This is a genomic window from Hyphomonas sp. ske169, assembly GCF_056850855.1.
In genome coordinates this window covers 540,377-561,245 of sequence record NZ_CP096146.1, presented here as the reverse complement: position 1 = coordinate 561,245, position 20,869 = coordinate 540,377, and the positions used below count along the sequence as shown (strand labels likewise).

Sequence of the window (20,869 nt, the reverse complement as noted above, 5' to 3'; positions counted from 1 at the left end):
AAAATTATGCCGGGATACCGAGGCGGATGGAGTTCCAACGGAGACGAACATGCGTTTAGAAACAGCCTTAGTATCGGCAGTTGCAACAATAGCGCTCGGGGCGTGCGGAGGCGGCAATGCACCGGGTGTCTCAGGCTCGAAGACGTCCGCAGCAACTGATTGCCCACCGGAGCAGAAAGGCAACGGAGTCATGGTCAGCTCACGGTATGACTATGAGGACCTTATCGAGGCGAACAAATGGCGGACCGAAATGTTCCCAGCGGCGTGTGCAGGATCCTTGGCTGCGCTCGTGCCGGACCTGCCGAGCGGGTTCGGCGTGAAACCGACGCACAAACCATACGTCATGAACGATGAGCAAGTCTATGTGGCTTATGCGCGTCTCGTCGAGCCCCTGTATCTGGATGAAGAGACAGCGAACGTTCCAATTGATGTAGAAACCATTGAATATGAGATCGTCCGATTCACAGATGAAGAAAGAACGACGCTCGCAGATTGGATGACGGCAAATCCCGACAGCTATCTCAGCGGCAGTGTCGCGGGTCACGACGTCTATTTGATCGGCGGTTTTGGCAGTGGTCGCCCGGGTAAAGGCGATCGTTTAGCGACATCCCTACATGCGCTTCTGGATGACAATATCGTTGTCCGAATTAGTCACAAAGACTTGTTTTCACAGCGCGCAGGACTTGACGTCCCGCCATTGGTCGAAACTGTGTTGAAAGATATCATCGCAGGGTCCGGCGCTGGCTGAGACCCGCTACGTTTGGGGGGCGAATGCCGGATCGAGATATGTTGGCGAAGCAGGCAGCGACGCAAGTCTTGAGCGGCCTTTACGAGGCGATCGCCGACCATTCGCAAATTGACTCAATTTTGACCGCCATGGATGATTTCCTTGATGCGAACCCTGACGGTTTGGAAGCAGGTGACGCCGATTGGAAACAGATGTTCCGAGATCATTTTGGGCGGGTTGGGCAATTCCTGGATGTTGGGGCGATAACGACTGAAGAGAGCCCGATTGTCCACGTCGATAAACAAGTTGTTCCGGCAGCTGTCATCGACCGAAATTACCGGGTTCTGGCGCGCAATGAGATGTTCGACAGGATCTATCCGATCGATGAAGACAGTTTGTCCGGACTGTTCACTATGCCCAGTGATCGAAGGCGGTTTGATCAACTTTTGAAAGCCAATGGAGATGCTGAGCCTGTTCTTGTTTCTTTGACGCTGCCAAGGTCGGACACTCCGATTTTTGCGGTCGCGTCCAAGTCTGAGCTCTTGGACCTAGGCGGCAGCGTCAGCGTATTTGTGACCCTTCAAGTCGCAAAGGCGACGTGGAATGCGGATTTAATTCCGCTCTTAGAGTCGGCTTATGGATTGACCGCGGCTGAGATCGAAATTTTAGAAGGCTTGGTAGAGACTGGATCAATTGGCCAGGTGGCTGAGATCCGCGGCCGCTCGGTTCGGACTGTACGCACTCAGCTCACCCAAGTGTTCAGCAAACTTGGGCTGTCCAGTCAAACAGAATTGGCTCTATTCCTGGCGACGCTGACGCAGCTGATGACGAAGACAAGTAAGCCGTCCGATGTTGGGAAATCGTGGATTGACCCGCTCTCGAAAGAACTCACCCAACACACCCTTTCCGTTGGAGATCGCAAGCTCGCTTACGTAAAGTATGGCGCTCCAAAGGGAACGCCAGTTTTGCTCATTCACTCAACCACCCCTCCGGAAATGACGCCGGAATTTCGAAACGCATGCGTGCAAGCGAATATTCGTGTGATCGGCGTGCATAAGCCCGGGTCCGGCGGCGCCAGTCCCCGCTCTGCCAAGGATGGACCGGCGGAACTCAGCAGCGATTATGAGGCGATATTGCAGGCGGAGGATTGGGATCGCGCGCATATCGCCGGGCATTGTTCCGGAGGACTTTATGCTTTGCAGTTCGCGCAAGACTTTCCAGCCCGCACCGCTGGCATTATCTTGATCGATACAGGGGTTCCATTCACCGGTCGCCGTGAGCTTATGGCTCTGCCAAAATCACTCCGCAGAACCTTCTTACCCGCTCGCTACATCCCAGAAGTTCTAATTGTCCCACATCGCATTTTTGCTGCGAACTTCAAGCGGTCGCAAGCTGGTGAAGCGCGAGTTGTCGACTATTTTTTTCAAGATTGCCCAGTCGATCAGAAGCTGACCAGGACGGATCGAACTTTTTATGAGATTACCCGTCAGATCATTGAGTATTCATTCGAAGACGTCGAGCGACTGGTCGCCGATGTGTGTCGCTGGGCACGAGATTGGTCGCCGCTCTTAGAGCAGACTTGCGCGCCAATCGTGTTCTGTCATGGGGATGAAAACCACATGTTCAATGTGCAGAGAATTGAGGCCTTCGCGAAGGAGCGTGAAAACGTTGACATCGTGATTTCTGAAGGCAGCGGACAGTTGCAAGTCTATCGCGACGCAGAATCGTTTCCGCGAGCAGTGCGGGCGAGTCTCGTTCACGCGTAATCTAGGACCTATCGCCCCGCGGGTTGTTCCCATTCAATTGGTGCTGTCAATTGAATGGGAACCATTGTTCGCCATTGTGCGTGGCAGGGGCTTTTCCTCACACATCTCCCGACAATTCGTGCGCGTGTGCGCAGTTGAAACATCGAAGGGGCCGTGATTTCGCGCGATGTGTTGCGCTCCTATTTGCAAAATCCCAGTACGACGCCCATACCGCAGCTCGTAGGTGGGGTCTTTCCCACACCCGTCGTTCCACCTGATTTTGCCTTCAAGACGAAATTCCAATCAACAGGCGCCGAAAACCCAGATCCCGTCGACGGTGACATTTTGACATCGCATGATCTCGCCGTTGCGATGTCGGCCTTTTTGTCGCCCGTGAAGTCTTCTGCGAACGTGTACGCGCCGTCCCCCCACCAATTATTGATTGTTTGTCGATCGACAACAAATCCGGATAATACGCCCTTCTGGCCAACCGGCTGAGCGATCGCGACCGACATCGTGCCGCCACTAGCAGATGCGATATCCGCCTTGCCGTCCCCGTTAAAGTCAGCTGCCCACGTATAGCTTCCGCTGCCCCAAGGCATAGGTACCGAATAATTTTCGCTCTCAAACCCGCCGGATCGACCACCCTTCGAGCGGTGCACAAGAATATTGCTGCCGCTTGCGGTCGCAATGTCCGCGTCCCCGTCGCCATCAAAGTCTGCAGCCCATGAATAATCGGCTGCTCCCCAGCCCCCAGCAACGGTCCATGTGTTGCTGGAGAACGATCCATAATCGTCAGCAATCGTGGAGCACCGCGGATCAGCAGCCTCACGTTCGTAGACCGCTGGGCTCTGATCAAGATCATACAGCCATCGCGTCGCGGGCGTTGTGTAGCCTGTGAAGTCATAGAAATGAAGCCGAACCTGATTTCCTGACGCGGTGGCGATGTCCGCTCGACCATCGCCATCAAAATCGCCTGTCCAGGTATAGCCCGCAGCGCCCCAGAATCCCGAAATCGACAAGGTATCCCGTTGGAAGCCAGAGAGCCCATGCGACTTCATTTCAATGGTCTTTTCACCCCCTCGCGCGATGATCGTTTTGCACTCGTTCACGCGGAAATTGTTCGTCTGCAAACGCATCTGAATGTTGTTTCCATTCGCCGACACGATGTCGTCGTAACCATCGCCGGTGAAATCATCCACCCAATTGTATCCTGAGTTGCTCCAAAAGTTTCCGACTGGTCTTACGCGACCTGGCATTAATTTGCTTGGCGGATAAAGAACCACATCATCGCCAATACCTGTAGCGATACGCGTGCCGTTCGGGGTTTTCATTGCCCATGAGTATCCGGCGGATCCCCACTGACAATCTGTGATGCCTTGCGCCGCCGCAGGACCGATAAAGCCGAGCGTTAAAGCGGTCGCGAGAATGGGAGTGATTTTTGATGAACTAGACATGATTATAACTCTGCTCCCGGGGTCACGATTTGCCGACAATGTCATAAAGATCGAACGGTTCAGCGTCGGCATTGGGCGCATATTCAACTTTGTTGCGCGTCAGATTGAGGATAATCATCACGCCGCGATTAACGTCGATGAGAAATACACAATCGTCGTCGCGATCTAGAACTTCGAACGTAAAGCGAGCGTCCCCGGTCTCTGATAGCTCATTCCAGTAACCATCATCGTTCGATTGAAAAACCGCGCCGCTCGATGTTGTTACCGTAGTGACTGTGTAAGGCGTCACCTCCGTCGGCGTGTTCGTTGCAGGCGGTGTGGAGGCGGTTTGTGTTGAGCCCTGCGGCGTTTCGATGACTGGTTGATCTGTATCGCAGTCAATCGCGATTTGCTCCGTATCTACAGCAGCCACTCGAACGCCTGTATACACACCACTATAGGGCTGCTTCGACACGATGCGGTTCTTCCTGCCTTGTTTGTAGTGAATCAAATCGTAGGTAAATGGGACCGACACATCGGCTTTTTTCATCGTTGTGACGATGGCCTTCTTCTGACCGCCTTCGGCGCGACCTTGTAGCTCGACCTGATAGCCGTAGTCCTTCTCGATTGCGTTTGTCTCTTCAAACGATACTGAGAACTCTGCTTTGGTTCGAGCCGTCGCTGAGGCTATGTCGGGAACCCCGGCCATGACCTCCGTTTCCAGGCCAATCGTCGCTGATCCACCAAACGAGAAGCTATGTGTCTCTTTTTCGTTTACGCTAACCGTCACGGTCTGTTGGGCGAAGGATCCCGGATTATCGCGACAGGCGCTCACGACCTGATAATCAACGCGTTCTGGAGGGCGAGGTTTTATGAACTCTTCAAACTTGCTGGTATCGCTCAGCAGAGGATACTGAAAATTCTCGATATAGTAAGGGTATGTGAACCCAAGCTTCAGGCCATTTATGAAATCGCCGTATTTACCATCAATCTTACGAAGCGATCCGCCTTCAGGATCTTCCCACACTTTCCGATTGCCGCCGGCGCCTCCGAAAGTCTTTTCTTGAAGTTTGTTGGTTCGGAACGTAATCTTGTTCATCCATGCACCGGACCACACTTCTACAGCTTGGATGTATTGATCGGCTGGAACCGGCCAACGCTCACAATCCCCGCCGGCACCGCCAAATGTTGTTCCGCGCATGCCGTTATAATAGGGTGTGATACTGTTGACATATGCGCCAGCGCAGACCTCGATCGCTGTGATGATGCCGCGTTTCCAGTGCACATCCTTTTCGTTGACCCACGCGCCGCCACCGGTTGTGTCACCAGCGGTCAGTGTGGAACTAAAGACGAGTTCATCACCCTCAGAAATCTCCGGCGGTGACTGTTGACTGATGGCTGGCGCTGCGCACAGCCCGATGGCTCCCAAGGCCAGGGTTGCAGGACGATGTGCGGTAAAGAATGAGGCTAATAATTTCATCTTGATTGTGTCTCCCTTGGTCACATCGCGGATCACAGCGTGGGAGACCGAGCACATCTCTGTCGATTACTCGACAACGAGAATTATCGGTCTGATTTCAACGCTCCAGCACGTGATTGCGATGGCTGAGAACAGTTAAACGGCGGCCAAATCAAAAATCCTGATGGAAATATGATGGCGCTGCATCTTCTCGCTGTCGGCATATTGAGGATTTTGCCCAGGTCGCTAACTTGGAAGTGCGTTAAGCGTCGGACATCATTGCGGAAATTAACTCGTTGAACAAACCTCGACTTCTATTTGATCGATTGTCCATCGGTTCGTGTTCGATTGAACCATCAACGTTGACGATCGATGGTCCGTCCGGGAGCTCAACGGTTGAACCCAAGGTCATGGCGTTATTGCAAGTCCTGGCCGAGCGGCCGCGCACAACCGCGAAGCGCGAAGAGCTGATGGATCGTATTTGGCCAGATGGCGACGGCAGCGATGAAAGCTTGACCCGCTTGGTTTACATGCTGCGCAAGTCGTTCGCTGAAGATCACGACTTGAAAGACATAATCAAAACGGTCTCCAAACAGGGGTATCGGTTGGTCGCCGACGTCAAGCGCGAGCCGCTATCAAACTCGAGAGCGAACGCAATCGATCCTGAAACGAACGGTATTGAATCATCTCAGTTCGCTTATTCTATCGCCGTCATTCCTGTCAGTGACGTAGATGATTCTGCCAATACATCCGTTTTGCGCGCTGGCTTAACGCATGATTTGACGACGCTGTTATCGCGCTCCACTCGGCTAAATGTTGCGCCTGCAAGTTCCACAGCCTATTTCGTCAAAAATCTTGCGCCGCACACGGAAATCGCGCGAGCCTTAAACGTACGCTATCTGGTGAATGCGTCGTTACAAATGGCCCGTCAGGAAGTTTCGGTTCGAGTTGAATTGATCGAAGCTGAGAACCAGAAACTGATCTGGTCCGATCGCATAAATGTAAGCTTAGAGGACTTCCCAAGTCTTGGAGATGAAGTCGCTCTTCGCATTGCAACAGCGGTATCAACTTCTGTAAAAGTGCCGATCCGGTATGGTGAGATTGATCGGGAGATCTATTCTCAAGACATCTTCGAAAGAGTGCACTTGTCGCGAAGTTTAAGGGCGAACTACGGACCTGACACCGCAAAGCGCATCGAACAGCTTCTCACGGAAGCCTCTGAATTATCACCAGACAGCGCATTGGTGAAAGCGGAGCTCGCGGTTCAGCTGAGCCAAAACGTGGTGAGCAAATGGACACAAGACGAAGCGGCCACTCGACAGCGCGCCAATCGTCTCATTGAGGACGCTTTAAGTATACGTCCCGCAGATCCGGATGTTTTAACCAGCGCGGGTATCGTTTGTACGATGTTTCATAATCCAGTGAACGCGATCGGGTATTTGAAACGTGCCCTCGAGCTAGACCCCAGCAACGCTCACGCGTTAGCCGTCTTGGGGTGGCAAAAGTGCCTGAAATACTCAGATAGATCAGGCCTGAAGGATATAGAAACCGCCGAACAACGAGCCCCTCACCATCCTAGATTTGGATTATGGGCAACTTATAAATGTACGGCGCATCTCTTCATGCTGGATTTTGAAACCGGCGAATCTGCCTGCCGTGACGCGATTGTTCGAACGCCAAACTATTATCAGCCACATTGTTCTTTGGCTTGGGCTCAAACGGGGCTGGGGCTGCATGACCAAGCAAAATCTGCGATTGTTCAAGCTAGGAATTTTGGCGACGAAAATATCATTGGCCGATTTGTTGAGGAGATGCACGCCTGGATATCAAACTCACCTAATCACTTGCAATCGAAGGAAATTCTCGATCAGTTATTGGAAATATCGGCAGCGACATAAGGGGTGTCGGAAGTTGGCGAGTTTCAAACGATTGATTCAGGCAAGCGCAATTGCAGCATTTGCTGTATGGGCCTGGCCGCAATTGGGAATCGGCTTGGCGATCGCACAAGAGAGGGTTGCGAGCGACGATCTTGAAAAGGCGCTGGAACCGATAATCGTTACGGCTCAGCGGCGGTCGGAAAATCTACAAAGTGTACCCGCCTCCATATCTTCGCTCGACGGAAGCTTTTTGGTCGATTCGGACATCAGAACACTCGAGGATCTTACCGCAACGGTACCCGGATTTGTCGCCACCAACTCAGTTAGCTACGGCGCTGCGCCCTTAAGCATTCGCGGTGTCGGCGGCATCAATGGCGGCGCGAATTTTTTCGCCGACGAGCCGGTCGCGGTCTATGTCGACGACGTCTACGTGGCTCGGCTGAGTTTCACGACAGCGGAACTACTGGATATCGAACAGCTTCAAGTGCTGCGTGGGCCGCAAGGGACCCTGTTTGGCCGAAATGCAACCGCAGGTGCGGTGCTCGTAACAACCGGCGAGCCCACGGATAGGTTCGAGCGCAAATTCTCCGCATCGTATACCGACTTACCAGAATACCGCCTAAGCGCAGTCGTTTCGGGACCGCTTATTGGAGATCGCATACTTGGTCGCCTGGCTGTCGCTTATTCAGACCGCCAAGGTTTCGGAACAAACCTCGCGACTGGAGATAAAATCGGCGGTGCCGAAGATTTCACCATTCGGGGCAAGTTGAATTTCCGCGCATCGGATCGACTGCAGATCAAAACCAGTCTTGAGCATCAAGCCCGCTCAGAAACTCCAGCCACGCTTCAATTGGCCGATTTGTTCAATGGTCCCACCAATCCGTTGCGCCAACGCAGCGACTTAACGCGCTTGATCGATGACAGCGTGTTCAACCTCGATGGCGAGAACCATTTGGACTCAGACGCCACCACCGCTAGCGTCGCGCTGAACTATGATTTGGATTGGGCGTTGCTCGAGTCGATCACAGCCTATCGATCTTACGACTTTCGCGGCGCGCAAGACTCCGATGGCACACAAGCTGATCTGTTTCGCAATCGCGGACGTTTTGACAGCGAGCAATTCACCCAAGAGATTAAGCTGTCATCAAACACCACCGGCGCTTTGTCTTGGATCGGAGGCGCATTCTTAATCGTCGAGGAGTCTGCGCTGAACCCGTTTGTGGTAGATAATGTATCCGGATTGTTCGGCTTGGGTACGCGCGCCGAGTTCCGCTCATTTAACCGGCTGGAGTCATGGTCCGCCTTTTTGGATTCGACTTATCAATTCAATGACAAATTATCGATCACGGCGGGATTGAGATATACCGCCGAACGCAAAGATTTTGAGACGGGTTTCGCGCTTTCAATCTTGAACGGAGGGTCAATTCCATCCATTCCGCAAGCGGGTGCGCTAGGTGGTTTGACGCTTCCAGCCGGCGCGCCATTCCCGCCAGGCTCCGGACCCGTCATCGCGTTTGCTGACGACGAAACATTCACCGACGTGTCACCTCGGTTTGTTGTGGACTATGCGCTCAACGACGATGTCATGCTCTACGCAAGTTATTCGCAAGGGTTCAAATCGGGTGGATTCAATTCCTTCGGTTTGACCCCTGCATTCGATCCTGAACGCATAGAAGCTGTGGAGGCTGGGGTAAAAGCGGAATGGATGAGACGTACGCTGCGCACCAACCTGTCAGTGTTTCACTATGATTACAGCGATTTGCAGGTTCGTATTGGCGTGCCGACCGGGGGCGTTGATATCCAAAATGCTGCCGCCGCCGAAATCTCTGGGGGTGAATTTGAAGTGACAGCGAGACCATTTCCCAAACTGGCACTGTCAGCGAGCGTCGCTTATTTGGACGCCGAGTTTACCGACGGCACGCTGCCAGGGGTCCATGTAGATCAGCTTTATTTGATCGGCGCGCCTGTGAGCCTGGTAGAGCAGAATATCGTCGGCAATCAACTTAGCCGAGCCCCTGAATGGCAAACCTATCTGTCGGCTGATTTGGAGTTACCAAAAACGTCCTTTGGCACGCCTCGGCTTCGGGTCGACATGAAGTCGCAAACAGAGGTGTTCTTTCTCGAGGTGAGCCAAGGCGACAATACGTTCAAGGCTGACCGGTTCACCGAGATTGGCGCAAGCCTAACTCTCACAAGCAACGATGGCCGAACTGAAGTCTCGATCTTCGGACAGAATCTTTCCGACGATCGATACGTCACACAAGTCACGCAGCTCGGCTCATTTCCCAATGGGAGTCTCAACGAGCCAATGAAATTCGGCATCAAGACCCGTATCGCATTCTAGATGCGAGGTAGCGGTATCCGACTAATACCAACCAACGGCCAGCGTCCCACTTCTAGTGGGTGCGTTGGCGCATGAAGTGCGCTCGCCTTATCCAAATCGCGCCAGCTAATATCGGTTCGAAACGATCAACCCACAGACGAGCTGTAGGATCGCGTCACGCTACCCTTGCGGCGTGTTGTCTTCCGGCTTGAGAGGCAGGGCGCGCGGGATTGGCGGCTTGCGGCTACCAGCTTTTGCAGCGGCGGCTTCAGCTTCGCGGCGGAGCTTTTCTTCGTCCTCGATCAGACGGCGATCGACATAGGCGGAGCAGAGATCGATCAGCTCGTCATGCTTGTCTTGGAAGAAGTGATTGGCGCCCGCAATGCTGGCGCGTTCAATTTCTTCGCCTTTTTGAATGCGGACTTTGGTCAGCGCGCGCTCAACATCAGACGGTTTTGAGATCGCGTCATTTTCCCCTGAAATGATCAGGCCAGACGCCGGACAAGGCGCGAGGAAGCTGAGATCATAATGATTGGCGGGTGGCGCGATGGCCAGGAAGCCATCAATCTCTGGGCGACGCATTAGCAGTTGTAGTGTGATCCAAGCGCCGAATGAGTAACCGGCACACCAAACATAGCGCGGGCTCTCGGTCAGGTTTTCCATATAGTCGAGGACGAAAGCGGCATCTTCGAGTTCGCCAACGCCTTGATCATAAACGCCTTGCGAGCGGCCAACACCGCGGGTGTTGAAGCGCAGAACGCCAAAGCCTTTTTGCTCAAACATCTGATACAGGCGGATCGTGATCGGATCCTGCATCGTGCCGCCCGCCCGCGGGTGCGGGTGAAGGATGAGGGCAATTGAAGCGCCTTCATATGGCGGTGGAGTGTAGCGGGCTTCGATCCGGCCCTGCGGGCCTTGAATGAGCATTTCTGCCATGACGGTATGTCTCGCTTATCGGCGGTAAATCTGGGGTCGAGCGGGGGCTATAGCGAATCTCTTTGGGCAAATGCAAATTTTTCTGCAGGCAGCGCCGCACAGTGATATATGCGCGTCTATGATCTATGCCGATTACAACGCAACGGCGCCGGTTCGGCCGGAAGCCAAAGCCGCGATGCTGACCGCGCTCGAGGTCGGCGCAAACCCGTCCAGCGTGCACGGCCCGGGACGGGCGGCCCGCAAACTGCTCGAGCAAGCGCGTGCGCAAGTTGGGCTTGCGATTGGGGCGCGAACCCAGGACGTCATATTCACCAGCGGCGGCACAGAAGCCAGTGCGCTGGCGCTCAATGGCGTTGTCGCGCAATTGGAGCATAAGTGCACTTTGCTCGTCTCTGCGATTGAGCATGAGGCGGTGATCAAGAATGCGGGCTATGCCGGTGTTGCGGTCGAGACTGCTTATGTCACGGCGAGTGGCACGCTTGATTTAGATTGGCTCCGCGACCGGTTGTCAAAATGGGATCAGGCCCGTGATGGCCTGCCGGTGCTCGCCATTATGCTGGCGAACAATGAAACCGGTGTGATTCAGCCAGTGGCAGAGGCGGCTGCGATGGTACGCGAAGCGGGTGGGCTGACCCATTGCGATGCGGTCCAGGGGCTCGGCAAGGTCATGGTCAATGTCGGCTTGCTCGGTGTCGATTATCTCGCTTTGTCCGCGCATAAAGTCGGCGGGCCGCAAGGCGTTGGCGCCCTTTGGGTGCGATCTGGCGCGCCACTGAAACCGGTTCTGTTTGGCGGAGGCCAAGAACGCTCGCTGCGGTCTGGCACCGAAAATCTGAGCGGCATCGCTGGATTTGGCGCTGCGGCCGAAGCGGCCATTCGCGAAATGCCTGCGTTGCAAGCCTTAGCTGGACCACGCGATGCGATGGAGAAGAAACTGGTCGCGGAAGCTGGCGTCACGGTCTTTGGTGCAGACACTGATCGGCTTTCGCAAACCTCAATTTTTGCCATCCCGGGTTTTGGGGCTGAGACACAAGTGATGGCGATGGACTTAGCCGGAGTTGCGGTCTCGTCTGGATCTGCCTGTTCGAGCGGCAAAGTTAAGCGTTCACTGGTGCTTGCCGCCATGGGGGTGGACGATGATCTGGCCGAGAGTGCGATCCGCGTGAGTTTCGGTTGGAACACGCGGGCCAGTGATTTCGATGCGGCAGCTGAAGCTTGGCTTCAAGCCGCGCGGCGCACGGTCCTGAAAACGGCTTAGAGCGATATGGCCGAACCCGATCGTCAATTCTCAGATCAACGGCTGGCGGATTTGTATGATCTCGGAAACGCGGGCTCGGATGATCGCGACTATTACCTGAGTCTAGCAGGAGACCCGCCTCAGAAGGTCTTAGATCTCGGCTGCGGGACAGGGCTCTTATCGCTCGCCTATGCGGCGTTGGGGCACCGCGTGACCGGCGTCGACCCTGCCGCTGCCATGCTTAATGTCGCCCGAAGGCACCTGCTCGGCGACAAGGTGACATGGGTTGAGAGCGCGGCCGAAGACTTCCAGAGCGACCAAAAGTTCGACTTGATCATCATGACCGGGCATGCGTTTCAAGTGCTGCTGACAGATGCGCAAGTTGAAGCGACCATGGTGACGATGGCGCAACATCTGAGCCCCGGCGGCACAGTCGCCTTTGAGTCGCGAAACCCGGTTCTCGATTGGGACGGGATTTGGGCGCCCGCCTATGGCATGGAGACCGAGCATGGCGCCGTTCGTGCCGTCCGACGCTTAACAGACGCGTCCCGTGCGCCGGAATATTTGAGTTTCGCGTGGGACTATCACTTTTCAGATCAAGTGCTCACGTCAGACAGCACGCTACGGTTTTTAACCGCCGACGCGATCTCAAAGTTCGCAGCAAATGCCGGCCTGAACATAGAGCAGATACTTGGAGATTGGGCGGGCGGAGCATTCGATCCCGATCTTTCTCGCGAGATGATCTTTCAATTGCGCCATAAGAGTGCTGAATAGGCGCAGAAACAGGAGATTAGACGATGTATTCCCATATGATGGTGGGGTCAGACGACCTCGACAAAGCTAAAGCTTTTTATGATGCGACTTTCGCGGCTATGGGCGGAAACCCCGGGATCGTCGATCCCAAAGGGCGCCTTGTTTATCTGCACAATGGCGGCGTTTTCCTGGTCACCAAGCCGATTGATGGTGCGCCCTGCAGCAACGGCAATGGTATGACGATCGGCCTGGCCATGGACAGCCCAGAGCAAGCCGACGCCTGGCACGCTGCCGGTGCTGCCGCTGGTGGCAAGCCGATCGAAGACCCTCCAGGCTGGCGCGAAGGCAATGGTCAGCGCATGTATCTCGCTTACCTCCGCGACCCAGACGGCAACAAACTCTGCGCCCTACACCGCGGGTAGATTGAACCCGAAACAATAGCGGCGATGAGCTTGCGAAACAAAGGCATGGACCAATAGGTTTTGCCTCCCGTTTCGGTTCGCTCATCGCCATTTTCTTGCGTTGCCGTCGTCGGCAAAACACTGCGCATCCCGCCAGCCGCGACATTCGTGCGTTTTGATGTCGATTAGGGGTGAAAATTTCGGACAACTGCTCCATATAGAGCTCAACGAGTTAGGAGCACGGCATGGATTGCTGCGGCGGCATCGAAGATCACGACGACGATTGCGTAGAAGTCAAAGTCAAAGACAGCATTGACGAGGGCACAGTTGCGGCCGCGAAAGCGCTCGAGTCTGAGAATTATTCCGCTGGCTTCGAAACTGAAATCGAGACCGAATACGCGCCAAAAGGCCTTAATCCGGATATCGTCAAATTCATCTCCGACAAAAAAGGTGAGCCTGAATGGCTGCTCGAGTGGCGGATGAAAGCCTATGAGCGCTGGCTCACCATGGAAGAGCCCGATTGGGCCATGGTGCGCTATGAGCCGATCGATTATCAGGACATCTATTATTACGCAGCGCCGAAAGCGGGCGCCAAATATGAGTCGATTGACGACGTTCCAAAAGAAATTTTGGAGACTTATGAGAAGCTCGGCATTCCACTTCGCGAAGCTGAGGTTCTGCTCGGCGTTGAAGGTGCAGCCGATACGGCGATCGAGGCCCGCACAGAAGGCGACCGCCCAAGAGTTGCCGTCGATGCTGTGTTCGATTCTGTGTCTGTCGCGACCACATTCCGCGAAGAGCTGAAAAAAGCCGGCGTGATTTTCATGTCGATTTCGGAAGCCGTGCATGAGCATCCGGAATTGGTGAAAAAATATCTCGGCACCGTGGTGCCGCAGTCGGACAATTATTTTGCGACATTGAACAGCGCCGTCTTCTCGGATGGTACATTTGTTTATGTTCCCCCAGGCGTGCGCTGCCCGATGGAGCTCAGCACCTATTTCCGGATGAATGCGGAGAATACGGGTCAGTTTGAGAGGACACTGATTGTCGCCGATAAAGGTTCCTACGTCTCCTACCTAGAAGGCTGTACGGCGCCGATGCGCGATGAAAACCAATTGCATGCGGCAGTTGTTGAATTGGTGGCGCTTGAGGATGCCGAGATCAAATACTCAACGGTCCAGAATTGGTGGCCGGGCGATGAGAATGGCAATGGCGGTATTTTCAATTTCGTGACCAAGCGCGGCGATTGCCGCGGTGCGCGCTCGAAGATTAGCTGGACGCAAGTCGAGACAGGGTCTGCCGTCACATGGAAATATCCTAGCTGCGTCTTACGCGGCGATGACAGTGTCGGCGAGTTCTATTCGATCGCGGTGACCAATGGCCGGCAAATGGCCGATACCGGCACAAAGATGATCCATCTTGGCAAACGCACACGCTCGCGGATCATTTCCAAAGGGATCAGCGCTGGAAAGTCAGACAATACCTATCGCGGCTTGGTGTCTGTGAACAAAAAGGCCGAGCAGGCGCGTAACTTTACCCAGTGCGACAGCCTGTTAATTGGTGATCGCTGCGGGGCGCACACTGTGCCTTATGTGGAAAACCGCCGGGCCGATGCGCAGCTAGAGCACGAGGCCACGACGACAAAATTGGCCGATGATCAGCTCTTCTATGTCCGCCAGCGCGGGATTGGCGAGGAAGAAGCGGTCGCTTTGTTGGTCAATGGGTTTGTGCGGGAAGTGCTGCAGGAGCTGCCGATGGAATTTGCCGTCGAAGCGCAAAGCCTGCTGAAGGTGAGCCTAGAAGGCAGTGTTGGCTAACAGCCCGACGACCGATCAATTCTAGAGCACGGCGGATTTTGCCGCGTGGGTCTCTAACAGCTCAATCAGTGTTTTTGGCGACGCGTATGCGACGAATAAATCACCTGCATTGGCGAACGAAATGGGCAGCTCCAACCGTTTGGCTTCGGCCGCGATCGACGCTTTCCAGGGCGTGGTCGTTTCATGGCCTGATAAGATCACGGCATTGGTGGTGCCTAAGCTGTCGGGGGTCCATTCGGTATCTTCAATCAAAGCCGAACGAAGCTCGGAGAAGTACACATCTGGCGCTAAGTCTTGAAGGAATTGGGCGGCAACTCTGAAGTCAGCCTCATTGGCTTTTATGTAAGCGAGGTCGCCAGCGCTTTTTTGGGCGAATTGGTGATAGAACCATATCGGGTCGCGGCGCAGGACCGCTCGCAAACCGCGAACAGCGATCTTAAGCCCGCTCTTGGATAGGACCGTTTGCCGGATCATGCGCTTTAACCAAGCCGGACGAATCACGTCCCAAATCTCTGGATTGAAGAGCGGATTTGAGAAGACGCAGACGTCGATCTCATCGCCCATTTGGATGAGCCGACGACAAATCGAATTTGATGTTCCCAATCCCAGCAGCCGGATATTATTCAAACCCATTGTGTCGATGAGGCGTTTGATCAGCGCCGCTTCCGTCACGATCGGGGCATGGCGCTTCGTCTCTTGTTTGCTCAAAAGGGCCGCTGGCAAGGATTGCGTATATCCAAACCCAGGCCGCCTAACAAAAATGACCTGGTATCCAGCGTCTTGCATCAAGTCGCAGAATTCGGGTGATGGCGGCATCGGAAATTCTATGGAGTTCATGATCAGCAGGGGCGGCAACTCAGATCGCTCGCCCCCATGGATCATAACCTCAAGTTCGATTGAGCTATTGTCCAAACGGACTCGTTTCAAACCGCGCTCATCGCAAACTTGCTCCGCCCGAGCCGGCTCAACAGGTTTGTGATGTCCCCACGTCATGCGCGCCAGATGTAGCCGTCAGCGCCCCGAATGTCTAATCTCCACTGCATTCGTTCGGATCGGCACGTGTCTTGCTCTGACCTTAGGCATGACTTCGCCTAAGACACGAAAATTAACGAACTTGTGCCGTTTTTGCGTGCTGGTCCCGCTATTTGCGGTGGCCAACTGTATGTCTGGGGCAGGGCCTGCTCGCACTGTGCATGTTGGCGCGTACCAAGAAGCGTCGGCGGTTGAAGTTGCGAATATTGGCGAGGCGCTCGCCACTTTTATGAGTGCAGATGGCGATCGACTGATCCTTTTACCTAATCGTTTGGATCGTTCGAAGCTCGACTATTCTATGGACAGCCTTCTGGTCATCGACCGATGGCTTGCGGATATTCACACGATCAATCGATTGCAGTCAGAAATTGGCGGTGTTGGTGAAACCTTGGTCTTGGATGGCCGCGGCGATAATTCCGTGATGTTCGCGGGCCTCTATTTAGGTCAGGTCATTCGCGCTAACTCTGAGCTCAATTGGCAATGGGAACGCTTCGATACGTTCCTTGCCGCTAATCCGGTATTCGCCGAACATTATGGTCGAGACCCTGGGCTCGACACGTTTGTTCTGGTTGGGCCACAAGGTGCGGCGACGCCGATCAATACCGCACTAAAGCGGGTCATCTATGGCAAAGAGGAAAGTGTGCACTTCATCGCGCAATGGCTCTCAACCGAAGTCGATTTAGAAAAAGCCATGTCGAGCCGAGATTTAATGGGCATGGATCGCCGCGACTGGGCCGGGTGAACCCAGTCTAATTGTCTTTGACCGAACGGCTGAACGTGAACGAGAAAGCCAGCGATAGAATCAAAGGCACCCAAATTGGCAGCTCGCCCAAACCAGGTGTGCTCAGGGCTTCGGCGAGATGATCATCCACGCACCACCATAGCAAAAACAGCCACATATCTTTTTATCCTTCTTGTTTCTTATTGATAAACAATAAGGATTGAAATGCTCCGATTCAAGAGTTCGGGCGATTTTTGGCCCGATAAATCGTCGAAATCGCTCTCGAAAAGAGAGACGCACCTCGATTGGACTGAAATCGCGATCGGTTGCGGCATTTCACCCTTTGAATTTAGCCCATTCGGTTCTACATGCGGCTCATGTTAAGTTTGGATCATCTCACCGCCACCGTTGGCGAAGAAGACGAGGCAAAGACCATTCTAAATGGCCTTTCCTTAGACGTGCCATCTGGCGAAGTTCATGCGATCATGGGACCGAATGGAGCCGGGAAATCCACCCTGTCTTATGTCCTTACGGGGCGCGATGGTTATGAAGTCACAGGCGGCACTGCCACGCTAGAAGGCGTTGACCTGCTTGATATGGATCCAGAAGAACGCGCCGCAAAAGGTCTGTTTCTGTCTTTCCAATACCCCGTGGAAATCCCGGGCGTGCCGGTCATGACCTTTGTTCGTACGGCGATGAATGAGCAGCGCAAACTGCGCGGCGAGGAAGAGATCTCTGCGCCAGACTTTATCAAAAAATCACGGGAACTCGGCGCCAAACTGAACCTGACATCTGACATGCTAAAACGCCCACTCAATGTCGGCTTCTCTGGTGGCGAGAAGAAGCGTTTGGAAATCTTCCAAATGATGATGCTCGAGCCGCGCTTTGCGATCCTGGATGAAACAGATTCAGGGCTCGATATCGATGCCCTGCGCACGGTGGCAGACGGCGTCAACGCCCTGCGCAGTCCCGACCGGGGCATGCTGGTTATCACCCACTATCAGCGCCTTCTCGATCACATCAAACCCGACAAAGTGCATGTCTTGGCGAATGGAAAGATCATCAAGACCGGCGGTCCAGAACTAGCGCTGCGCCTTGAAGAAGAAGGTTATGATGGCGTGCTAGGAGAAGCCGCTTAGTGACCGTCTCTATCGATGCCTTGAAAGACAAGTTCCGCAATCCTGGCCCGGCTGAGCTGGAATTGATTGCGCGTTATGCGATGCTGCCTGAAAGCGGACAGCGTGAGCGCGCCTTCGAAGCCTTTGCTCAGACAGGGCTGCCGCATCGGCGGATGGAAGCTTGGAAATGGACAGATTTCAAAGCGGCGTTGAAACAAGTCGAGGCCCCAGAACAGGATGCGCAACCCGGCGCGCTTGCAAACACAGGCGATGCGGTGATTGAGTTTACACCTACCGGCGTCACGCTTCCCAAAAACGTGCCTGGTGGGATCAAGCTTCACGAGCGCGCGGATGCGCAAGCGCTTGGCGATGCTGAGGAAGTTCCACTCGGCGCGATGACCGCGGCACTTTCAGGGCGCGTTGGCGGGCTCGATACGCTGATCATCGAAGTCACCGAACAGGCATCCGCGCCGTTGCACATCGTAACAAAAGGCGATCGAGGCGAAACCAATTTCTCTCGGATTGTTGTCGTTGTCCGACCTGGAGCAAGCGCGGAGCTCATCGAGAGTCATTTGGGCGGGGCAGGGTTTTCGTCCTTCCTGATTGAAATCAGCATGCAAGAGGGTGGATCTGTCCGCCGGACGGTTTTGCAGCGTGGCAACAAGGATGAGGCGCAAGCGATTACGGCCGTTGTTTCGCTCGGCGATAAATCTGAATACACCCAAACCGCGCTGGCATTCGGCGCCAAAGTGGCGCGACTTGAGACCCGTTTGCGGCATCAGGAAAGCGGTTCTCACGCGACGCTGAACGGCGCTTATTTGTGCGCGAAGGGCTTTCACGCTGACTTTACCAGCCATGTCCGCCATGGCGCCCCGTCTTCCGTCACTCGGCAAGTTACCAAGGGCGCGGTCTTGGACGGTGGAACGGGCGTCTTCCAAGGTAAGTTCCATGTGCCGCGGACGATTGGTCAGTACACCGATGCCGATATGCAGCATCAGGCTCTTTTGCTCGAAGACGGTGCCGAAGTGTTCGCAAAACCGGAGCTCGAGATCTATGCCGATGATGTCGAATGCGCCCACGGGAATACGTCTGGCGCGCTAGACCCGAACCAATTGTTTTACATGCGCCAACGCGGCATTCCCGAAGCGCAAGCTCGCGCATTACTCACTGAAGCTTTTGTGGCTGAAGCGTTGGAAGAAGCGAATGAAGGGGTTCAAGACACGTTGTTGGCGGCGGCACGGGCATTCCTTGCGGATACCGTCCGATGAGCCGGCCTTTTGATGTCGCGGCCCTCCGCGCCGAGTTTCCGATCCTATCGCGCGAGGTGAATGGCAAGCCGCTTGTCTATCTCGACAATGCGGCCAGCGCCCAGAAACCGAATGCGGTACTCGATGCGATGTCAGAGCAGGGTCGAACCGCTTACGCCAATGTGCATCGCGGAATCCATACGCTCGCGAATGAAACGACCGAAGCCTATGAGGGTGCGCGTGAGAAGATCCGGGCATTCTTGAATGCGAAATCGGTGAATGAAATCATTTTCACCAAAGGCGGCACAGAAGCGATCAATCTCGTTGCCAATGGGATCGCGGACAGGATCCAACCCGGTGATGAAATTGTCCTGTCGGTGATGGAACATCACTCCAATATTGTGCCCTGGCATTTCTTGCGAGAGCGCTATGGCGCCGTCCTCAAATGGATCGATGTCGATGAGACTGGCGCACTCGACATGTCGGCTTTTGAAGCGGCACTTTCAGACAAAACCAAACTGGTCGCGGTCACGCATATGTCCAATGTGCTTGGAACCGTCACGGATGCGGCTGAGATTACGCGCCTCGCCCATGCCGTTGGCGCTGAAGTCTTGTTCGATGGCTGCCAAGCTGGCGTGCACTTGGACATAGATGTTCAGGCGCTAGATTGCGACTATTACGTGCTGACGGGACACAAAATTTACGGCCCAACTGGCATCGGCGCGCTTTATGGCAAGTCTGAAGCGCTGGCGCGCCTTCGGCCCTTCCAAGGCGGCGGCGAAATGATTGAAATCGTTGAGCGCGAGCGTGTCACTTACAATGAAGCGCCGCACAAGTTTGAAGCCGGGACGCCACCCATCTTGCAAGCCATCGGCTTCGGCGCGGCGCTGGATTGGCTGGGCCAATTCGATGGCGACGACATTTTAGCCCATGAGCAGGCGCTATATGAACGGGCTTACGAAGCGGTGCGCGGCGTCAATGGATTGACGGTCCACGGAACGGCGAAAGGGAAGGGCGCTGTATTGTCTTTCTCAATTGATGGCGCACACCCGCATGATTTGGCGCAGATACTGGATCGTTACGGCGTTGCCGTGCGCGCAGGCCATCATTGTGCACAGCCTTTGATGGAGCATCTTGGTGTTTCTGCAACGGCGCGGGCGAGTTTCGGCATCTATAACACGCTGGAAGAGGTCGATGCCTTCATTGAAGCGCTACACAAAGCGCGTGGGATGCTTATATAGGCTTTGATATGGCAGACGATATGACCCCTCGCGACGTAATCGACATTGCGCCTTCTGAGCCGGCGCCAGAGCCTGGCTCTGCGATTCCGCAAGCTGAGCTCAATCGAATCACGGATGATTTGATCGCGGCCTTCAAAACCGTCTATGATCCTGAAATCCCAGTCGATATTTATGAACTCGGTTTGATCTACAAGGTTGATATTGACGATGATCGCAAAGTCGACATCGATATGACTCTGACCGCGCCAGGCTGTCCTGTGGCCGGTGATATGCCGGGTTGGATCGAGAATGCAGCGCGCACCGTCGAAGGCATTTCCGATGTTGAGGTTCGTTTGACCTTCGATCCACCGTGGGATCCATCGCGGATGTCTGACGAAGCGCGTTTGGCGCTAAATATGCTTTAATTGAAGCGCAAGCGTTTCGACCTTATGTACTGATCATGGCTAGACGACCCAGACCCAAACTCGTGACTCTTACCGACGCTGCTGCGGCGCGCGTCTCAGAGATCATGTCGGAAAAAGACACCGGCTTCCTGCGCGTTGGCGTGACCAATGGCGGCTGCGCTGGCATGGAATATGTCATGGATTATGTCGACGCGCCTGAGCCGCTCGATGAAATCGTCGAAGACAAGGGCGTCAAAATCGTGGTCGATGCCAAAGCGGTCTTGTTCTTACTCGGGTCTGTCGTCGATTATGAAACGACGCTGCTGCATGAGAAATTCACTTTCTCTAACCCAAATCAAACCGATGCATGTGGCTGCGGCGAAAGCGTTACAATCGTTCCCGCTGCTGCTGAATAG

19 protein-coding genes are annotated in these 20,869 nt (G+C 54.5%); 14 read left to right on the top strand and 5 right to left on the bottom strand.

Annotated features, from left to right (window positions below; translation table 11 throughout):
- Positions 1 to 49: 49 nt before the first annotated feature.
- A complete protein-coding gene (locus MY069_RS02685; protein ID WP_482795537.1) occupies positions 50 to 748 on the top strand; it encodes a hypothetical protein in 699 nt (232 codons plus the stop codon).
- 23 nt (positions 749 to 771) lie between these two features.
- Positions 772 to 2,493, top strand: a complete 1,722-nt coding sequence (locus MY069_RS02680; RefSeq protein WP_482795536.1) for an alpha/beta fold hydrolase — start codon at positions 772 to 774, stop codon at positions 2,491 to 2,493.
- 179 nt (positions 2,494 to 2,672) lie between these two features.
- Here MY069_RS02680 and MY069_RS02675 read toward each other — a convergent pair whose 3' ends face one another.
- Together MY069_RS02675 and MY069_RS02670 are read right to left on the bottom strand one after the other, a co-directional pair.
- On the bottom strand, positions 2,673 to 3,929 hold the full coding sequence (locus MY069_RS02675; RefSeq protein ID WP_482795535.1) for an FG-GAP repeat domain-containing protein: 1,257 nt from the start codon (positions 3,927 to 3,929) through the stop codon (positions 2,673 to 2,675).
- 22 nt (positions 3,930 to 3,951) lie between these two features.
- Complete coding sequence (locus MY069_RS02670) at positions 3,952 to 5,424, bottom strand: jacalin-like lectin (protein WP_482795534.1); 1,473 nt, start codon at positions 5,422 to 5,424, stop codon at positions 3,952 to 3,954.
- A 239-nt stretch (positions 5,425 to 5,663) separates the two neighbouring features.
- On the opposite strand from MY069_RS02670, the gene MY069_RS02665 reads away from it, so the two are divergent.
- Both MY069_RS02665 and MY069_RS02660 read left to right on the top strand, forming a co-directional pair.
- Positions 5,664 to 7,265 (top strand): winged helix-turn-helix domain-containing protein, encoded by a 1,602-nt coding sequence (locus MY069_RS02665; RefSeq protein WP_482795533.1) that lies wholly within the window; start codon positions 5,664 to 5,666, stop codon positions 7,263 to 7,265.
- A 13-nt stretch (positions 7,266 to 7,278) separates the two neighbouring features.
- Positions 7,279 to 9,588, top strand: coding sequence for a TonB-dependent receptor (locus tag MY069_RS02660; RefSeq protein ID WP_482795532.1), 2,310 nt, complete (start codon positions 7,279 to 7,281; stop codon positions 9,586 to 9,588).
- Between the two features lie 159 nt (positions 9,589 to 9,747).
- Here MY069_RS02660 and MY069_RS02655 read toward each other — a convergent pair whose 3' ends face one another.
- The gene (locus tag MY069_RS02655) at positions 9,748 to 10,503 is read right to left on the bottom strand and encodes an alpha/beta hydrolase (protein WP_482795531.1); all 756 of its coding nucleotides are present in this window, start codon (positions 10,501 to 10,503) and stop codon (positions 9,748 to 9,750) included.
- Between the two features lie 118 nt (positions 10,504 to 10,621).
- Here MY069_RS02655 and MY069_RS02650 point away from each other — a divergent pair, with 118 nt between their 5' ends.
- The 4 genes from MY069_RS02650 to sufB all read left to right on the top strand — a co-directional run bounded on the left by MY069_RS02650 (position 10,622) and on the right by sufB (position 14,711).
- A complete protein-coding gene (locus MY069_RS02650) occupies positions 10,622 to 11,761 on the top strand; it encodes a cysteine desulfurase family protein (protein ID WP_482795530.1) in 1,140 nt (379 codons plus the stop codon).
- Between the two features lie 6 nt (positions 11,762 to 11,767).
- Positions 11,768 to 12,514 (top strand): class I SAM-dependent methyltransferase, encoded by a 747-nt coding sequence (locus MY069_RS02645; RefSeq protein ID WP_482795529.1) that lies wholly within the window; start codon positions 11,768 to 11,770, stop codon positions 12,512 to 12,514.
- Between the two features lie 23 nt (positions 12,515 to 12,537).
- Positions 12,538 to 12,915 (top strand): VOC family protein, encoded by a 378-nt coding sequence (locus MY069_RS02640; RefSeq protein ID WP_482795528.1) that lies wholly within the window; start codon positions 12,538 to 12,540, stop codon positions 12,913 to 12,915.
- A gap of 224 nt (positions 12,916 to 13,139) precedes the next feature.
- Entirely contained in the window at positions 13,140 to 14,711 is a 1,572-nt protein-coding gene (gene sufB, locus MY069_RS02635) for a Fe-S cluster assembly protein SufB (protein WP_482795527.1), read from the top strand.
- 21 nt (positions 14,712 to 14,732) lie between these two features.
- Here the strand turns inward: sufB and MY069_RS02630 are convergent, their stop codons facing one another.
- The gene (locus tag MY069_RS02630) at positions 14,733 to 15,704 is read right to left on the bottom strand and encodes a hypothetical protein (RefSeq protein WP_482795526.1); all 972 of its coding nucleotides are present in this window, start codon (positions 15,702 to 15,704) and stop codon (positions 14,733 to 14,735) included.
- Between the two features lie 169 nt (positions 15,705 to 15,873).
- Between MY069_RS02630 and MY069_RS02625 the strand changes: the two genes are divergently transcribed.
- Complete coding sequence (locus MY069_RS02625) at positions 15,874 to 16,485, top strand: hypothetical protein (protein ID WP_482795525.1); 612 nt, start codon at positions 15,874 to 15,876, stop codon at positions 16,483 to 16,485.
- A 7-nt stretch (positions 16,486 to 16,492) separates the two neighbouring features.
- Here MY069_RS02625 and MY069_RS02620 read toward each other — a convergent pair whose 3' ends face one another.
- The gene (locus MY069_RS02620) at positions 16,493 to 16,642 is read right to left on the bottom strand and encodes a hypothetical protein (protein WP_482795524.1); all 150 of its coding nucleotides are present in this window, start codon (positions 16,640 to 16,642) and stop codon (positions 16,493 to 16,495) included.
- Between the two features lie 199 nt (positions 16,643 to 16,841).
- Here MY069_RS02620 and sufC point away from each other — a divergent pair, with 199 nt between their 5' ends.
- The 5 genes from sufC to MY069_RS02595 are packed head-to-tail and all read left to right on the top strand — an operon-like array spanning position 16,842 to position 20,869.
- A complete protein-coding gene (gene sufC / locus MY069_RS02615; protein ID WP_482796744.1) occupies positions 16,842 to 17,603 on the top strand; it encodes a Fe-S cluster assembly ATPase SufC in 762 nt (253 codons plus the stop codon).
- Complete coding sequence (locus tag MY069_RS02610; RefSeq protein ID WP_482795523.1) at positions 17,603 to 18,850, top strand: SufB/SufD family protein; 1,248 nt, start codon at positions 17,603 to 17,605, stop codon at positions 18,848 to 18,850. The genes sufC and MY069_RS02610 overlap by 1 nt, the downstream gene beginning before the upstream one ends.
- Positions 18,847 to 20,070: an aminotransferase class V-fold PLP-dependent enzyme gene (locus tag MY069_RS02605; protein WP_482795522.1), complete on the top strand. Its 1,224-nt coding sequence runs from the start codon at positions 18,847 to 18,849 to the stop codon at positions 20,068 to 20,070. Before MY069_RS02610 ends, MY069_RS02605 begins: the two co-directional genes overlap by 4 nt.
- 20 nt (positions 20,071 to 20,090) lie before the next feature.
- On the top strand, positions 20,091 to 20,474 hold the full coding sequence (locus tag MY069_RS02600; RefSeq protein ID WP_482796743.1) for an SUF system Fe-S cluster assembly protein: 384 nt from the start codon (positions 20,091 to 20,093) through the stop codon (positions 20,472 to 20,474).
- 35 nt (positions 20,475 to 20,509) lie between these two features.
- Positions 20,510 to 20,869 carry a HesB/IscA family protein gene (locus MY069_RS02595; RefSeq protein ID WP_482795521.1) on the top strand — a complete coding sequence of 120 codons (360 nt, stop codon included), beginning with the start codon at positions 20,510 to 20,512 and terminating at the stop codon, positions 20,867 to 20,869.

Excerpts from the sequence above, each read along its gene's own strand:
- MY069_RS02685 (WP_482795537.1), top strand. The coding sequence starts at position 50 with ATGCGTTTAGAAACAGCCTTAGTATCGGCAGTTGCAACAATAGCGCTC.
- MY069_RS02680 (WP_482795536.1), top strand. The coding sequence starts at position 772 with ATGCCGGATCGAGATATGTTGGCGAAGCAGGCAGCGACGCAAGTCTTG.
- MY069_RS02675 (WP_482795535.1), bottom strand. The coding sequence starts at position 3,929 with ATGTCTAGTTCATCAAAAATCACTCCCATTCTCGCGACCGCTTTAACG.
- MY069_RS02655 (WP_482795531.1), bottom strand. The coding sequence starts at position 10,503 with ATGGCAGAAATGCTCATTCAAGGCCCGCAGGGCCGGATCGAAGCCCGC.
- MY069_RS02650 (WP_482795530.1), top strand. The coding sequence starts at position 10,622 with ATGATCTATGCCGATTACAACGCAACGGCGCCGGTTCGGCCGGAAGCC.
- MY069_RS02645 (WP_482795529.1), top strand. The coding sequence starts at position 11,768 with ATGGCCGAACCCGATCGTCAATTCTCAGATCAACGGCTGGCGGATTTG.
- MY069_RS02640 (WP_482795528.1), top strand. The coding sequence starts at position 12,538 with ATGTATTCCCATATGATGGTGGGGTCAGACGACCTCGACAAAGCTAAA.
- sufB (WP_482795527.1), top strand. The coding sequence starts at position 13,140 with ATGGATTGCTGCGGCGGCATCGAAGATCACGACGACGATTGCGTAGAA.
- MY069_RS02630 (WP_482795526.1), bottom strand. The coding sequence starts at position 15,704 with ATGACGTGGGGACATCACAAACCTGTTGAGCCGGCTCGGGCGGAGCAA.
- MY069_RS02625 (WP_482795525.1), top strand. The coding sequence starts at position 15,874 with ATGTCTGGGGCAGGGCCTGCTCGCACTGTGCATGTTGGCGCGTACCAA.
- MY069_RS02620 (WP_482795524.1), bottom strand. The coding sequence starts at position 16,642 with ATGTGGCTGTTTTTGCTATGGTGGTGCGTGGATGATCATCTCGCCGAA.
- sufC (WP_482796744.1), top strand. The coding sequence starts at position 16,842 with ATGTTAAGTTTGGATCATCTCACCGCCACCGTTGGCGAAGAAGACGAG.
- MY069_RS02605 (WP_482795522.1), top strand. The coding sequence starts at position 18,847 with ATGAGCCGGCCTTTTGATGTCGCGGCCCTCCGCGCCGAGTTTCCGATC.
- MY069_RS02600 (WP_482796743.1), top strand. The coding sequence starts at position 20,091 with ATGACCCCTCGCGACGTAATCGACATTGCGCCTTCTGAGCCGGCGCCA.
- MY069_RS02595 (WP_482795521.1), top strand. The coding sequence starts at position 20,510 with ATGGCTAGACGACCCAGACCCAAACTCGTGACTCTTACCGACGCTGCT.